The following is a 15008-nucleotide window of genomic DNA, read 5'->3' as shown; positions in this document are numbered from 1 at the left end:
CGGTAGTCCGTATGTACCCGGGGCCGAACATGCATGCAGGGCAGCCCACGTACGCGCGACCCAACATGTACGCGGGACCGGGCACGTACATGGCACCGCCCCCGTATACGGGCGCGCCCATGTACGGAGCGGGGACGGTCGGGCTCGGGCGCAACGACCTCGTCTCGGGTGAGGCAGTCGCACTTGACCTTCCGCCGGCATCACTCGGCAGGCGGATCGTCTCCGGAGTGATCGACGTGGTGATCGCCGTGGTCGTGCTCATCGCACTGTTCTGGGTGTCGGCAAAGGTTGGCATGAGCCTGCGGGACGGCGCTGTGCTTGCAGGTGCGTTCGCGCTCTCGTCGGTGCTGGCGTTGATCGTGCTTCCGACGACGGTGGAGACGCTCAGTCGTGGAAAGTCGTTGGGGCATTGGGCGCTCGGCCTGCGTACGGTCCGCGACGACGCCGGGCCGATCGGTTTCCGGCACGCGTTCACGCGGTCTCTCGTCGGCGTCGTCGAGATCTTCGTGTTCTTCGGTGTACCCGCGATTGTGTGTGCTGCCATCAGCCGCAAGGACAAGCGCGTTGGCGATCTCGTGGCAGGCACCTACGTGATCCGCGACCGGCGTTCGCTGGAGGTCGCAGGCACCGCTGTCATGCCACCACACCTCGCAGAGTGGGCGCGCACCGCCGACATCGGGGTTCTGACCGACCACCAGGCCATGCTGATCCGCGGCTTCCTCCATCAAGCGCCGTCGATCCGCGACGACGCCCTGCGCGCCGCTCTTGCAAGGCAGTTGGTGCAGATGCTCGCGCCGTACATCTCACCCGCGCCACCTGCCGGGGCCAACGACGTCGACGTGCTCAATGCCGTTGCGGCGCAACGCCGACACCGCGAGTGGCTACGACTGGAGCGGGACGAGGAACTTCGACGCCGCGTGCTGCGCTGAGCAAGCGGCGCCGACTGGGTACCCCGTCGCGCCGAGGGGGTACCGCCGCCGCTACTTCAGCTCGCTGCTCGATTTGCCGAGCACGCGTCGCGCGATGATCAGTTGCTGGATCTGCTGTGTGCCCTCGAAGATGTCGAGGATCTTGGAGTCGCGCGCCCACTTCTCGAGCAGTCCGACCTCGGAATAGCCTGCGGTGCCGCCGATCTCGACTGCCTTGTTGGTCAGCTCGGTGACCATGCGGCCCGCCTTGGCCTTCGACATCGACGCCTCAGTGGAGTTCGGCTGCTTGTTGTCGGCCATCCACGCGGCCCGGATGGCAAGCAACCACGAAGCCTCCCAATCGGATTCGAGGCGGATGAAGTCGTGGACAGCTGCTGGCTGACTGGCTGCAGGCTTGTCGTAGTCGATGACGTGTCCGGCACCCTCGAGGGTTGCGCGCAGCTCCTCGAGTGCCGCACGACCGAGGCCGACGGCCATCGCCGCGACGAGCGGACGCGTGTTGTCGAAGGTCTGCATGACACCCGCGAACGCCTTCTTGGTATCGACTTCCGGTGAGCCGAGTAGGTTTTCGGCGGGTACGCGGGCATTCTCGAAGCGAAGCACCGCGGTGTCGGAGGCCTTGATGCCAAGCTTGTGCTCGAGGCGGACAACAGACACTCCCTCGGTGTCCATCGGCACGACGAAGCTCTTGATCGCGGCACGGCCGGCACTCTTGTCGACGGTCGCCCACACAACCACGTGATCGGCACGCGAACCCGCGGTCACGAAGATCTTCTCGCCGTTGATGACGTACTCGTCGCCGTCGAGTGTCGCGGTGGTGCTGACGGCCGCCGAATCGGAGCCGAAGCTCGGCTCGGTGATCGCCATCGACGCCCAGACGTCCTTGAACTTCTCGAGCTGCTCGGGGTTGGCCACCGCGGCGATCGCCGCGTTCCCCAGGCCCTGATACGGAATCGACAGCATGAGCGCGACGTCGCCCCAGCCCATTTCGACGCCGTGCAGAACCGCGCGCATGTTGCCGCCGTTGACGACGTCGGACTTCTTCGCCGACGACTTGTCCGCGGCGTCGGACTCACGTCCCTTGCGGGCGGCTTCGCGAGCGAGTTCACCCAGCTCGTCGAGCTCCTCGGGGTAGGTGTGCTCGGCCTTGTCGTACGTGCGCGAGATGGGCCGGAAGATGTGCTCGGCAGCGAGATGCGCCTGCTCGGTGACCGGGGCGAGCTTCTGCGGGAGCTCGAGGTTGATTGCCATGGTCGGTATCTTACTGCGCGGTAAGATAGATTTCCAGTCCTCCCCGAAAGTCCTTTCCGCTCCTGCGGATCGTCGTGCGTCAGCAGTAACCGACCCGTGCGTGCCGACGCCCGTTTACGCTGGCCACATGGCCTACGACGACGATCTCGCCTACCGGATCCGCGAGCTGCTGTCGGGTGAGAGCGGCGTCGCAGAGAAGTCGATGTTCGGCGGTCTCGCCTTCTTGGTCGACGGCAACATGGCCGTTGCGGCGAGCGGGCACGGTGGACTCATGGTGCGCGTGCCGCCAGACGAGACCGACGCCTACCTGGCCAGAGCGCACACGGCTCCGATGGTCATGTCGGGACGAGAAACCCGCGGGTGGTTACGGGTCTCGACGGAGGGCATCCGCACCAGGCGGCAGCTCGAGAAATGGGTCGGCGTGGGCGTCGCCTACGCGCGATCGCTGCCGCCGAAGTGAGTGCCTCGGGTAGCTCCCGAAACGACGCGGCTGCCGAAATGCAGTGGCCCGCGCTGAGGTGGCTCACGAAATTCTGTTGGCGGCAGCGTCGTCGAATGCCATTGTGAAGCCCCATGACCATCCGACGATTCGACGACGCCTCGGTGGCCGACTGGCTGATGAGCGACCCGCGCGACTGGGGCTGCGTGGTGACCCGCGGGCCCCTCGGTTTCGACGCGTACGCACGTCTGTTGCACATACCCGACCCTGCATTTCCGGGGCAGTGTGAGAACGACGTCGAATCAGTCTTGGGGCCAAGCGAGTTGTGGCAGATCGCCGTCGCGGTCGAGGACCTGCGTCCGCATACCACCACACCCGATGAGATCTACTACCTGATCTGGGACGGGTGTGGTTATCCAGAACTGCTGAGCGGTGGCGTGCCCATCGTCGAAATCCACGACGAGCGCGGCGCAACCGTGCGCGACTACCACCTGTTCGTCGGCGACACCGACATGCTGGGTTGGTTGCCGCCCGAACCCGAGCCGACGTCGCGACACGGACACCCGATCCTGCCCCCGCCCGCATTCATCTGGCCTGCCGATAGAGCGTGGTGCTTCACCGAAGACATCGATCCGCACTTCGCGACGATCGGTGCGTCGGCAGCGGCCATCGCGGATCTACTCAGGGATACGCGCATCGACACGGTCGCCGACGACCCGGACGTCTCGCCGCCGTTCTACTGCTGACGGCCCAACTCACTCATCGAGAAGCGGCACCACGGCGAACACTTCGAGGTCACGTGGTGTGCCCTTCGCCTTGAAACGTCGCTTGCGACTGAGCAATTGGAGGCCCTCCGCAGACTGCAGCGCATCGCTGGTGGCCAGCACCTCGCCGGTTCCGGCGGCATCGGCGACGCGGGCCGCGATATTCACGTCGACGCCGAGGTAGTCGCCACCGACCTGCCGCGGAGTTCCGGTGTGCACTCCGGCGCGCAGCTGCGCACGGTAGTCGTCATGGGTGATCGCGCTGACGGCTCCGCACAGTTCGAACGCGGCGAGGATCGCGTCGGAGGCATCGGGGAACACTGCCATCACGCCGTCGCCGAGCGACTTCACGATTCGGCCCCGATGAGCGCCGACGATGTCGCTGCTCACGCGGTTGACCTCACCGATCAGCGACAGCACGCTGTCGTCGCCTGCGCGTAGGGCCCACGACGAAAATCCGACGAGGTCGGTGAACAGGACCGTCACGTCGCCGCTCGCGGTGGCGGTGGCCGACCTGCGATCGACGAGCGCCTGCCACACCTTCACGACGCTGAGTGCCAACTCGCGCGACGCGCTCGGCGACCGATCGCTCCCGGTCAGCAGCTTCTCCATGCGATCGGAGAGGCGCGTCGGACGCGAGAGGTCGAGTTCGGGGACCGTCTCCGGCGTCAGCTTTCGCGGAAGCTGAGCAGCACGGATCAGCGACGGCGTCCGGTCGGCCCGGGTGAGGAACTCGCCGACCCGCGCCGGACCCGACGGCACGGGCTTGTCGTCAGGCGGCGTCGAGCCGGGGGTGGTGTCATCGTCGGACGTCACGAGTCAGATCGTAGCGACAAGCTCCACCAGCGGGAACGAGCACGACAGCGCGAGGGGTGGTCTCGACAAGCTCGACCAGCGGCGGGTAGCTCGACCAGCGGCGGGTAGCTCGACCAGCGAGGGTGGTCTCGACAAGCTCGACCAGCGGGGGTGGCGCTCGACCCGGCGGCGGGCCGCTCGACCAGCGGCGGGTGGTCTCGACAAGCTCGACCAGCGGGGGTAGCGCTCGACCAGCGGGGTGGTCTCGACAAGCTCGACCAGCGGGGGTAGCGCTCGACCAGCGAGTGGGCGCTCGACCAGCGACAGGCCGCTACGGGACGATGTTCACCATCCGGCCGGGCACGACAATCACCTTGCGGGGCGGCTGGCCGTCGAGGATCGCGAGGATCTTCTCGTCGTCGAGTGCTGCGGCGCGGATCGTCTCCTCGTCGGCGTCGGCGGGCACCGTGATGCGGCTGCGGACCTTGCCCTTGACCTGGATCGGGATCTCGACGGTGTCGTCGACAAGGTAGCGCTCGTCGGCGACCGGGAACGGTCCGCGCACCAGCAGTTCGTCGTGTCCGAGCCTCGACCACAGCTCCTCGGAGATGTGCGGCGCAAGTGGCGCGAGCATCAGGACGAGCTGTTCGACGGTGCTGCGGGGCGCGCCGTCGGGGAACTGCTTGGTCAGGTGACTGGTCAGTTTGATCAGCGCGGCGACGGCGATGTTGTCGCGCAGGCCGTTGTAATCCTCACGAACCTCCGCGATTGTCTTGTGCAGCAGGCGAAGTGTCTCGTCGTCGGGCTCGATGTCGGCGACGCGGACCGCGCCGGACTCCTCTTCGACGACCAGGCGCCATGCGCGCTGCAAGAATCGTTGCAGTCCCACAACGTCTTTCGTTGCCCACGGGCGCGACTGATCGAGTGGGCCCATGTACATCTCGTAGAGCCGCAACGTATCTGCGCCGTACTCGGCGGCGATGTCGTCGGGAGTCACCGAGTTCTTCAGCGACTTGCCCATCTTGCCGTACTCCTGCGTGACCTTCTCACCGTTGTAGACGAACTCGCCGTCGACCTCGGTGACCTCTTCGGCAGGCACGTAGATGCCGCGCGAATCGGTGTAGGCGTACGCCTGGATCATGCCCTGGTTGAACAACTTTCGATACGGCTCGCTGCTGGTGACGTAGCCGAGGTCGAAGAGCACCTTGTGCCAGAAGCGCGAATACAGCAGGTGCAGAACGGCATGCTCGACACCACCGATGTAGAGGTCCAGGCCGCCCGGATCGCTGAGACCGTGCAGCTCCGGCCGCGGACCCATCCAGTACGCCTCGTTCTCCTTGGCGCAGAACTCTTCTTCGTTGGTCGGGTCGATGTAGCGCAGTTGATACCAGGAGCTTCCGGCCCACTGCGGCATGACGTTGGCGTCACGCTTGTACTTCTTCGGACCGTCGCCGAGGTCGAGTTCGACGTGGATCCAGTCCGTCGCCTTCTCCAGCGGCGGACTCGGCTCACTGTCGGCGTCGTCGGGGTCGAAGGCGACGGGTGCGTAGTCCTCGACCTCCGGAAGCTCAACGGGCAGCATCGATTCGGGTAATGCGTGCGCGCGACCCTCCTCGTCGTAGACGATCGGGAACGGCTCACCCCAGTAGCGCTGACGGGCGAAGAGCCAGTCGCGCAGTTTGTACTGAACGGTGCCCTGCCCCGAGCCCTGCTCTTCGAGCCACTCGATGATCGCGGTCTTGGCGTCGTCGACGTTCTTGCCGTCGAGGAAGCCCGAGTTCACCAGCGGGCCGTCGCCGACATACGCCTCCTCCGAGATGCCGGCCTCGGAGCCGATGACCTCGACGATGGGCAGTCCGAAGACCGTCGCGAACTCGTAGTCGCGTGAGTCGTGTGCGGGGACCGCCATGATCGCGCCGGTACCGTAGCCCATCAGCACGTAGTCGGCAACGAAGACCGGAACCTGTTGTCCGTTAACCGGATTCGTCGCGAACGACCCGGTGAAGACGCCGGTCTTCTCCTTGTTCTCCTGACGCTCGAGATCAGACTTGGCTGCGATCGACGCGCGATAGTTCTTGATCGCCTCGGCGGGCGTCGACGCTCCGTTGGTCCACCGCTCGTCGACTGCCGCGCCCTCGGCACCCGACGGCCACGTGTCGGCAGTGAGCACGTCGACCAGCGGATGTTCAGGAGCCAGCACCACGTACGTGGCGCCGAAGAGGGTGTCGGGTCGCGTGGTGAAGACGTCGACGGTCACCTCGCCGTCGGCCTGTGCCGGGACGCCAGGCACCGGGAACTGCACCTGGGCGCCGCGTGAACGTCCAATCCAGTTGCGCTGCATGGTCTTGACCTTCTCGGGCCAGTCCAGCACCTCGAGATCGTCGAGCAGGCGGTCGGAGTACGCGGTGATGCGCATCATCCACTGCCGCAGGTGCTTGCGGAACACCGGGAAGTTCCCGCGGTCGCTTCGGCCATCGGCGGTGACTTCTTCGTTGGCCAGCACGGTACCGAGGCCCGGCGCCCAGTTGACGAGCGAATCACTCAGGTAGACAAGGCGATACGAGTCGACGAGGTCGGACTTCTCGGGTGCCGACAGATCTGCCCATACCCGACCGTCGTCGAGAGTGCGTGCACCGCTGTCGAATTCGGCGATCAGCTCGTCGACGCGACGCGCCTTGCCGGCCTCGTCGTCGTACCAGGCGTTGTAGATCTGCAGGAAGATCCACTGTGTCCAGCGGTAGAACGAGACGTCGGTGGTGGCAACGCGACGTCGCTCGTCGTGCCCGAGGCCGAGGCGTCGGATCTGGCCGAGGTAGCGCTCGATGTTGGCCTCGGTCGTCGTGCGGGGGTGCGTACCGGTCTGCACCGCGTACTGCTCCGCCGGTAGACCGAAGGAGTCGAAGCCCATCGTGTGCAGCACGTTGGCGCCCGACATGCGCTGGAACCGCGCGAACACGTCGCTGGCGATGAAGCCGAGCGGATGTCCGACGTGCAGGCCGGCGCCCGAGGGGTACGGGAACATGTCCTGGACGAAGAGCTTGTCGGGAGCGTCGGGGCCGCTTCCGTCGAAGGCACTCATGTCGCCGGCCAGCGGTCCGACCGGGTTGGGTGCCTCAAAAGCGTGGCGCTGAGTCCACTCGCGCTGCCAGCGCTCCTCGATCTCGCCTGCGAGTCGGGCGGTGTAACGGTGCCCAGGAGTCGCGGAAGCTGGGTCGGTGCTCGCCTGATCGGCGGCGCCCTCGGAGGTGGAGATGTCGGCGGTGCTCACCTCACCAGGGTAAATCGTGGCTTCACCTGCCCTGAAATCGACGTCGGATGGGCGGGAAAAGTATGGTGGTCGGGTGAGTGTGGTGTCGATCGTCGTCTCGGTATGCGTCCTTGTGCTGGCCCTGGTGTGGCTGGTGGTCGGAGTGGCGGGCCTGATCGGCCGACTCCCGCGCAACCGATACTTCGGAGTCCGCACCGATTCGACGATGGCCTCGGCCGAGGCATTCACGCTGGCCAACCGCATCGCAGCCCCCGGAACTCTGGGTGCGGCGCTCATGTTGGTCGCCGGTGGCGCGCTGACGCTCGCCGTCGACAGCGGCTGGTCGGTGGTGTTCGGACTGGTGGCGCTCGTTGCGGGCGTATTGCTGGTCGGCGCTGTCAGCGGTTACGCGGTTCGCGCGGCCGACGCCGTCGCCCCAGCTGACGACGCGGGCTGCAGCTGCTGCTCGTCGGATCACGCCAGCGTCGACGACGCCCACACCGCGCAACCTGAGGAGACCAGCGCCGCCGCCGACTGCGGCACCGACAGCTGCGCATCGTGCACGCTGCGCGGCATGTGCAGCACCGACAGTGCATCGAGCAGCACAGCGTCGAGCGGCACGGCACCAGCGGCACAGCCCGACCGCCGCGCGCCCATTCAATAGGACGTGCGCCGCCTCCTCGCCCGGTCTCCGATCGACGGCTTCGTCCTGGCGATTCTCGCAGCGGTCGTGGTGGCCGCGTTCTTCCCGGCGCGCGGGACGTTTGCCGAGGTCCTCGACTGGGCGGTCACGATCGCCATCGGATTCCTGTTCTTCCTCTACGGCGCGCGCCTGCATCCCCGCGAGGCACTCAACGGGCTGTCGCATTGGCGGCTGCACCTGACGATCCTGGCGTTCACGTTTCTGGTGTTCCCACTCGTCGGCCTGGCGATACGGCCCGTCGTCGAACCGCTGATCGGTCACGACCTTTACACCGGCCTGCTGTACCTGACCCTGGTGCCGTCGACGGTGCAGTCGTCGATCGCGTTCACGTCGATCGCCCGCGGCAACGTCCCGGGGGCGATCGTGAGCGCCTCGGCGTCGAATCTGATCGGTGTTGTGTTGACACCGCTGCTGGTGGTTGCGCTGATGAGCGGTACGAATGGCGTGCACATCTCTGCGTCATCGGTCGTCGAGATCCTGCTGCAGATCTTGGTTCCGTTCATCGCGGGACAACTCTGCCGACCGCTGGTCGCGCCTTTCCTCAAGCGCTACGCCGAGCCGACCAAGTTCGTCGACAGGGCGTCGATCGTGCTCGTCGTCTACGCGGCGTTCAGCGAGGGCGTGCGCAACGGGATCTGGTCGATCGTGAGTGCATGGCAGGTCGTGGCGGTCGCAGTGATTGCTGCGGTGCTGGTCATCGTGATGCTCGCACTGACGTGGTGGAGTGCGCGGCGACTGGGATTCAGCCGCGCCGACGCCATCGCAATTCAGTTCTGCGGCACCAAGAAGAGCCTCGCCACCGGCCTACCGATGGCCACGGTGCTGTTCGGCGGCTCAGTCGTCGGGCTGATCGTGTTGCCGCTCATGATCTTTCACCAGATCCAGCTCATTCTCTGCTCGTGGCTGGCCACCCGCTACAGCCGCAGCCACGACGCCGTCGACGCCCGCTGACGCCCGCGCGGCAAGTCGACGCCGGATGAACACGACGAGCACATAGACCGCCGCGCAGCCGACCAGCCCGATCACGACGTAGAGCAGGATCGTCGCACCGAGGACAGCGCCTGCGAAGTAGCCGGCGAGCAGCACCGCGGTCACCCAGCTGACGGCCCCGACGATGTCGGCGAGGCCGAACTTTGCGAACTGCATGCCGGTCATCCCCGCGACCCTCGGCATGAGCGTGCGGACATAACCGACCCAGCGACTCGCCGCGACCATCAACATTCCGGATTGATTGAGTCGCGTACGCGCCTGTTCCCACCTCTGTTCGCCGAAGCGACGCCCTAGGGGCGATTCCATCAGGCGCGGGCCGCCTACTCTTCCGAACCAGAACCCGACCGCATCGCCCGCGATCGCGCACACACACGCGACCGCGATCAACACGCCGAGATTGGTATTGCCGACGGCTGCAGCCACACCCGCCGCAAGGAGCAGCGCCTCGCTGGGCATGATCAAGCCCGCGAAGATGACCGCAGTTTCCAGAAACACGACGCCGCCGGCGATCAGGTAGACCGCCCACACCGGAACCGACCTGATCAGGTCGATCAGCCAGTCGGCGAGTGAGTGCACCTGCCCGACGTTAGCCGCCGCTCTGATTCGACGCCGCGGCGGATTGGGGACTGCGGATTGGGGACTTGGGAATGACCAACGTCGAGCACAGGCGGCTCGCGACAGTGAGATGGTGCGCGGACGCCGGGAGAGTACAGGCTTCTGTGAATACAGAAATGTATGTACCGTTAGGCGGGTGGAGATTGTGGCGGCAGATCAGCGCGATGCGTTGACGCGGTTTGGATATGCGTTGTCGGACTCGACGCGCACGCAGGTGCTGTTGCGGCTGCGGGATGGTGGTGCGTATCCCGCGGAGTTGGCCGAGGCGATCGGGGTGTCGCGCCAGGCTTTGTCGAACCATCTTGCTTGCCTGCGGGGATGCGGACTTGTTGTCGCGGTGCCCGAAGGACGTCGCACTCGATACGAGCTGGCCAATGGCCGGATTGCCCATGCCTTGGATGACTTGCTCGGACTGGTCCTCGTGGTCGACCCGACATGTTGTCCAACCTCTGACGAACAGGGATGCTGCTGATGGCCGACGAGCTCGGTCTCCCGGCGGTGGGTCAGCCGTCGATGAGTCTCAGCTTTGCGGGTCGGCCGGCGCTGAGTGTTGCCCGTCGGGAGCTGTTGCAGCGTCGCATTCGGTGGTTCGTCGCGGCGACCATCACCTACAACGTCATCGAGGCCGTGATTGCGATCAGCGAGGGTACGCGAGCGTCCTCGGTGGCATTGATCGGCTTCGGCCTGGATTCGGTCATCGAAGTGTCGTCGGCAGCCGCGGTTGCCTGGCAGTTTGCGGGTTCGGATCCGGAACGGCGCGAGAAGGTCGCGTTACGGATCATCGCGTTCTCCTTTTTCGCCCTGGCGGTCTACGTGAGCGTCGACTCGCTTCGTTCCCTGCTCGGTGTTGGTGGCGAGGCGCGGCACTCCTCGATCGGCATCGCCCTGGCGGCAGTCAGTTTGCTGATCATGCCGCTTTTGTCGTGGGCGGAACGTCGCGCCGGCCGCGAACTCGGCTCGTTGAGCGCGGTGGCCGACTCCAAACAGACTTTGCTGTGCACGTACCTCTCGGCAGTACTGTTGATCGGGTTGCTTCTCAACAGCCTGCTCGGATGGTCGTGGGCCGACCCGATCGCCGCTCTTGTCATCGCCGCGATCGCGGTCCGCGAGGGCATCAACGCATGGAAGGGCGACACGTGCTGTGCACCCAGCATCGGCCAGCGCGCCGGCGAGCCCACTGGGTGCGACTGCTGCAGCACGGAGGTGACCGGCCAGGGTGCTACCCCGAGGGCCACACCGGACGCGTCGCAGTCGGCCTGATCAGACCGATGCCACTCCCCTACGACATCGCCTCGGAGCTGAACGCGTGAGCAAACCGATCAAGATCGCCTGGGCGGTACTCGCTGCCATCTTCGTCGGCATCGGTGTTGCCGTCTTTGCCATCGACGACGCCACGTCCCCGACTCCGGCTGATACTGCCGAAGTGTCTGATCTCGTTGTACGCCCCGACAGTCACCGCCTGTCCTCGCCCGAGCAGAGCCGGGCGCAGTTCGTGGAGTTCCTCGATTTCGAGTGCGAAGCCTGCGGGGCCGTCTACCCGATCATCGAGGACCTGCGGCGCGCCTATGGCGACCGCGTCACCTTCGTCGTCCGCTACTTCCCGATGCCTGGACATTTCAACGCCGAACGCGCTGCTCGTGCAGTCGAAGCTGCCGCCCAGCAGGGCCGGTTCGAGCAGATGTACCAGCGCATGTTCGCCACCCAATCCCAGTGGGGTGAACAGCAAGTCCCCGCTGATGACCTGTTCCGTGGCTTCGCCGTTGACCTCGGTCTCGACATGACGAGATTCGACGACGCTTACAACAGCGCCGCCACGCTCGAGCGGATTCGTGCTGACGTCGCCGACGGCCTGTCCCTGGGCGTGCAGGGCACCCCCACGTTCTTCCTCGACGGGAAGCGCCTGCAGCCATCCACGATCGACGAACTCACCACTGCCGTGAAAGAGGCGGCGGTTGCGTGAACCGCATTGACTAGTGCCGGCGGCCGCGCGAGGCGAATTGTGCGCCACCACAAGTACACGGCAAGCATTGCTGGCAGATTTTGCCGCTGAACGCCGACGGCGAATTGTCACCACCAGGGCACGGCGAAACGCTTGTCCACAACATCGAAAGAAGTTTCGAGCATTTCTCGCCGTTGTCGGTGTGATGTATCGGGACATCGGTGACGTTTCTGCATCTGGACATTGGTGACACTTGGTGTGTCAGGACTTCGGTGACGGTGCGGTCTTCTTGGTGGGGCGTGGGCCGCGGGGTTGTCGATTTCCGACGTAGGTGATTCCTGGGGCGGGTCGGGGGTGTTCGACGAGGACTTCGCCTTCGGTGTTGGCGATGACGATTGTGTTGTCGTCGGTGACAACGAGGACCTGGTCGAAGGCGTGGTCCACATCGACCATGTAGGTGACTGCGTCCACGCTGATGGTGCCGGAGGTGCTGACAGTTCTGGCCAGGACGCCGTCGGGTAGGTCGGTGGGTTGCCGCTGTGCGGGCCGAGGGCGTGGTGTCGGCGGATCGAGCAACGGCCGACCGAATTTGGGGTGTGGCGCGTCGGCTTTCGGTGTTGCCTGCCAGGCGGTCAACGGTGTGACCCGCCCGGGCAGTCCTTGGTGAGGCCGCTCGGTGTTGTAGATGTGGTCGAACGCGTCGACCTGGGCCTGCAACTCGGCCAGGGTGTCGGCAAGTGGCTGTTTGTCCAGGTAGCGGAACAGTGTCTGGTGGAAGCGTTCGTTCTTGCCCTGCGTGGTGGGCTTGTAGGGCTTGCCGGTGATTGTTTCGACTCCGAGCGCGTGGGCGTGTTCGACGAGTTGACCGATGCGGCCGCGGCGTGAGGGGTTGAAAGCGGGCCCGTTGTCGGTGAGGAGTCGCTGGGGCACGCCGTGAGCGGTCACCGCCTTGTCGAACACCGCGATCGCGGCGTCGGAGGTCTCACCGGCGGCCACGTGGGAGCCCACGGCGTAGCGAGAGTGATCGTCGATCAGTTGCAGGATGACGCACGTACGTCCGCCGGTCAGAACGTATTCGGTGCCGTCGAGTTGCCAGCACGCATTCGGTGCGGGATAGACGAACCGCCGCCACGCCGAGCGGGGCTTCTTTTTCGGTTCACGCCGGGCTACTCCGGCATCGCGGAAGATGCGGGCCAGCGATGCTGTCGAGGGGACCTGTGCCATGCCCATCGACCGCATCTTGTCGTGCACGCTGATCGGTCCGTGGTCCAGACCCGACCTTTCCAAGGCGGCGCGCACCGCCACCGCTTGTGACTTGACCTCGTCACTGAGCGCTGACGGGCTCGACTTTGGGCGGCGGGTCCGCGGTTCGAGGGCTGCCGCGGGCCCCTCGACTTTGGCGCGTTTACGCAGCTCGTAGAACGACTTTCGAGAAATTCCGTGTTCGACGCAGAATGTTGAGACCGCTCCGCGGGGTGCATCATCAGGCCACTGCGAGATAGCTAGCCGGACGACAGGGTCGATAGGTTCATTAACAGCCACCGTCTGAGCGTTGAATGCGGCACGTGAGCTGACCCGAGGATGGCGGTTCGATCGGAGCCCAACCGGTTGCTTGTCGTGGACACCAACGCGAAAGCGCAAGCCTGCTTCCAGGTCGGCCACCTTGTCGCCTGCATCGACGTGTGTCAATATTGACGCGTGTCGAATAAGAATCTCCTGCTGCCACCCGGCCGCGGCCTCAGTAGCGACGAGACCGGGGCTGTCACCCCACTGTTGAAGGCACTCGCTGATCCGGTTCGACTGCGGTTGCTGTCGGAGGTCGCTGCGCATCCGGGCGGCGAGGCGTGCGTGTGCGACATCTCCGGGCCGTTCGAGCTGTCGCAGCCGACGATCTCGCACCATCTGAAGGTGCTGCGCCAGGCGGGTCTGGTGACCAGCGAGCGCCGCGCGACCTGGGTGTACTACCGGGTGAACACCGAAGCGCTGCAACAACTGTCGGGCCTGCTGGGCGATCTCGCCACGGTCGTGGGGGAAACGCGGTCGTGTGAGGCCGACCAGTGACCGCCACCGACACCGCGGTCGCGGGCAAGTTGTCGACGCTGGACCGGTTTCTGCCGGTGTGGATCGGCGCCGCGATGGTCGCCGGACTGCTGCTCGGTCGAGTCGTCCCCGGCCTGGGTGACACTTTGGCGGCGGTCGAGCTCGACGGCATCTCGCTGCCGATCGCCCTCGGATTGCTGATCATGATGTATCCGGTGCTGGCCAAGGTGCGCTACGACCGACTCGACTCGGTCACCGGTGATCGTCGCCTGCTACTCGGGTCGTTGGCGTTGAACTGGATCATCGGACCGGCGTTGATGTTCGCGCTGGCCTGGCTCCTGCTCCCGGATCTGCCGGAGTACCGGACCGGACTGATCATCGTCGGCCTGGCCCGATGCATCGCGATGGTCATCATCTGGAACGACCTGGCGTGCGGCGACCGCGAAGCCGCTGCTGTTCTCGTCGCACTGAACTCGGTGTTCCAGGTGGTCATGTTCGCCGTGCTGGGTTGGTTCTACCTCTCGGTGTTGCCCGGATGGCTGGGCCTGGAGCAGACCACCATCGACACCTCGCCGTGGCAGATCGCGAAGTCGGTGCTGATCTTCCTCGGTATACCCCTGGTCGCAGGCTTCCTCACCCGCCGCATCGGCGAGCGAACCAAAGGCCGCGACTGGTACGAGTCCTCGTTCCTGCCGCGTCTCGGGCCGTGGGCCCTTTACGGGTTGCTGTTCACCATCGTCATCCTGTTCGCGTTGCAAGGTGAGCAGATCACGTCGCAGCCGTGGGACGTCGTGCGGATCGCTCTGCCGCTGCTGATCTACTTCGCGGTGATGTGGGGCGGTGGGTTCGTGCTCGGGGCCGCGATGGGGCTGGGGTATGCGCGAACCACCACGCTGGCGTTCACCGCCGCGGGCAACAACTTCGAGCTCGCCATCGCCGTCGCGATCGCCACCTACGGTGCAACATCCGGCCAGGCCCTGGCCGGAGTCATCGGACCACTCATCGAGGTCCCCGTCCTCGTCGCCCTCGTGTACGTGTCCCTGGCACTGCGGAAACGCTTCACCACCCCAACCACTGCCTCCAGCCCGGATGTGTCGAAGGAGCCGGCTCGCGATGCCTGAGGATCTGTTGGACGAGCAGCTAAGTCGCAGTGAACACCGCGCGCAGCCCGAACTGTTGATGCCCCATGCCGTGCTCGCCCGTACCGCCGCTGACCTGGCCGCCAAGGTCGTCAGGTGCGCATGCACCCGGGAGGTGCGCCGTAAGGCGGTGTAGGACTCGAACACACAGCGTTCC

At 65.6% G+C, this 15008-nt stretch carries 15 protein-coding genes; 10 read left to right on the top strand and 5 right to left on the bottom strand.

Annotation, left to right across the window (positions count from 1 at the left end; all coding sequences use genetic code 11):
• Positions 1-11: 11 nt before the first annotated feature.
• A complete protein-coding gene (locus A5777_RS14710; protein WP_082933682.1) occupies positions 12-929 on the top strand; it encodes an RDD family protein in 918 nt (305 codons plus the stop codon).
• 51 nt (positions 930-980) lie between these two features.
• Here the strand turns inward: A5777_RS14710 and A5777_RS14705 are convergent, their stop codons facing one another.
• Entirely contained in the window at positions 981-2180 is a 1200-nt protein-coding gene (locus A5777_RS14705) for an acyl-CoA dehydrogenase family protein (RefSeq protein ID WP_064863227.1), read from the bottom strand.
• A gap of 127 nt (positions 2181-2307) precedes the next feature.
• Here A5777_RS14705 and A5777_RS14700 point away from each other — a divergent pair, with 127 nt between their 5' ends.
• On the top strand, positions 2308-2640 hold the full coding sequence (locus tag A5777_RS14700) for a TfoX/Sxy family protein (protein ID WP_039856454.1): 333 nt from the start codon (positions 2308-2310) through the stop codon (positions 2638-2640).
• Between the two features lie 113 nt (positions 2641-2753).
• A complete protein-coding gene (locus tag A5777_RS14695; RefSeq protein ID WP_005207665.1) occupies positions 2754-3365 on the top strand; it encodes a hypothetical protein in 612 nt (203 codons plus the stop codon).
• 9 nt (positions 3366-3374) lie between these two features.
• Here A5777_RS14695 and A5777_RS14690 read toward each other — a convergent pair whose 3' ends face one another.
• Both A5777_RS14690 and leuS read right to left on the bottom strand, forming a co-directional pair.
• The gene (locus A5777_RS14690) at positions 3375-4199 is read right to left on the bottom strand and encodes an adenylate/guanylate cyclase domain-containing protein (RefSeq protein ID WP_064863226.1); all 825 of its coding nucleotides are present in this window, start codon (positions 4197-4199) and stop codon (positions 3375-3377) included.
• A 310-nt stretch (positions 4200-4509) separates the two neighbouring features.
• A complete protein-coding gene (leuS, locus tag A5777_RS14680; protein ID WP_442903052.1) occupies positions 4510-7431 on the bottom strand; it encodes a leucine--tRNA ligase in 2922 nt (973 codons plus the stop codon).
• Between the two features lie 88 nt (positions 7432-7519).
• On the opposite strand from leuS, the gene A5777_RS14675 reads away from it, so the two are divergent.
• Both A5777_RS14675 and A5777_RS14670 read left to right on the top strand, forming a co-directional pair.
• Entirely contained in the window at positions 7520-8089 is a 570-nt protein-coding gene (locus A5777_RS14675) for an SdpI family protein (protein WP_064863224.1), read from the top strand.
• Between the two features lie 3 nt (positions 8090-8092).
• Complete coding sequence (locus A5777_RS14670; protein WP_005207660.1) at positions 8093-9079, top strand: bile acid:sodium symporter family protein; 987 nt, start codon at positions 8093-8095, stop codon at positions 9077-9079.
• Here the strand turns inward: A5777_RS14670 and A5777_RS24245 are convergent.
• Positions 8963-9694, bottom strand: coding sequence for a DedA family protein (locus A5777_RS24245; RefSeq protein ID WP_005207659.1), 732 nt, complete (start codon positions 9692-9694; stop codon positions 8963-8965). The genes A5777_RS14670 and A5777_RS24245 overlap by 117 nt on opposite strands.
• A gap of 175 nt (positions 9695-9869) precedes the next feature.
• On the opposite strand from A5777_RS24245, the gene A5777_RS24240 reads away from it, so the two are divergent.
• The 3 genes from A5777_RS24240 to A5777_RS14660 are packed head-to-tail and all read left to right on the top strand — an operon-like array spanning position 9870 to position 11693.
• Positions 9870-10205, top strand: a complete 336-nt coding sequence (locus tag A5777_RS24240; protein ID WP_082933681.1) for an ArsR/SmtB family transcription factor — start codon at positions 9870-9872, stop codon at positions 10203-10205.
• Positions 10205-10993, top strand: coding sequence for a cation transporter (locus tag A5777_RS14665; protein WP_082933686.1), 789 nt, complete (start codon positions 10205-10207; stop codon positions 10991-10993). Before A5777_RS24240 ends, A5777_RS14665 begins: the two co-directional genes overlap by 1 nt.
• 46 nt (positions 10994-11039) lie before the next feature.
• Positions 11040-11693: a DsbA family protein gene (locus A5777_RS14660; protein ID WP_005207656.1), complete on the top strand. Its 654-nt coding sequence runs from the start codon at positions 11040-11042 to the stop codon at positions 11691-11693.
• Positions 11694-11933: 240 nt separating this feature from the next.
• Here A5777_RS14660 and A5777_RS14655 read toward each other — a convergent pair whose 3' ends face one another.
• A complete protein-coding gene (locus A5777_RS14655) occupies positions 11934-13214 on the bottom strand; it encodes an integrase core domain-containing protein (RefSeq protein ID WP_174299167.1) in 1281 nt (426 codons plus the stop codon).
• 156 nt (positions 13215-13370) lie between these two features.
• Here A5777_RS14655 and A5777_RS14650 point away from each other — a divergent pair, with 156 nt between their 5' ends.
• Positions 13371-13733, top strand: a complete 363-nt coding sequence (locus A5777_RS14650) for an ArsR/SmtB family transcription factor (protein WP_007240805.1) — start codon at positions 13371-13373, stop codon at positions 13731-13733.
• Positions 13730-14833: an ACR3 family arsenite efflux transporter gene (arsB, locus tag A5777_RS14645; protein ID WP_005179505.1), complete on the top strand. Its 1104-nt coding sequence runs from the start codon at positions 13730-13732 to the stop codon at positions 14831-14833. Before A5777_RS14650 ends, arsB begins: the two co-directional genes overlap by 4 nt.
• Positions 14834-15008 lie beyond the last annotated feature (175 nt).

This window comes from Gordonia sp. 852002-10350_SCH5691597, from assembly GCF_001665715.1.
GTDB lineage: Bacteria > Actinomycetota > Actinomycetes > Mycobacteriales > Mycobacteriaceae > Gordonia > Gordonia sputi.
Note: the sequence above shows the minus strand (reverse complement) of the source record. Positions and strands in the feature narration are given on the sequence as shown.

What these genes read in the sequence shown, in the direction of transcription:
- A5777_RS14665 (WP_082933686.1), top strand. Translation starts at nt 10,205, where the DNA reads ATGGCCGACGAGCTCGGTCTCCCGGCGGTGGGTCAGCCGTCGATGAGT.
- A5777_RS14695 (WP_005207665.1), top strand. Translation starts at nt 2,754, where the DNA reads ATGACCATCCGACGATTCGACGACGCCTCGGTGGCCGACTGGCTGATG.
- A5777_RS14705 (WP_064863227.1), bottom strand. Translation starts at nt 2,180, where the DNA reads ATGGCAATCAACCTCGAGCTCCCGCAGAAGCTCGCCCCGGTCACCGAG.
- A5777_RS14710 (WP_082933682.1), top strand. Translation starts at nt 12, where the DNA reads ATGTACCCGGGGCCGAACATGCATGCAGGGCAGCCCACGTACGCGCGA.
- A5777_RS14700 (WP_039856454.1), top strand. Translation starts at nt 2,308, where the DNA reads ATGGCCTACGACGACGATCTCGCCTACCGGATCCGCGAGCTGCTGTCG.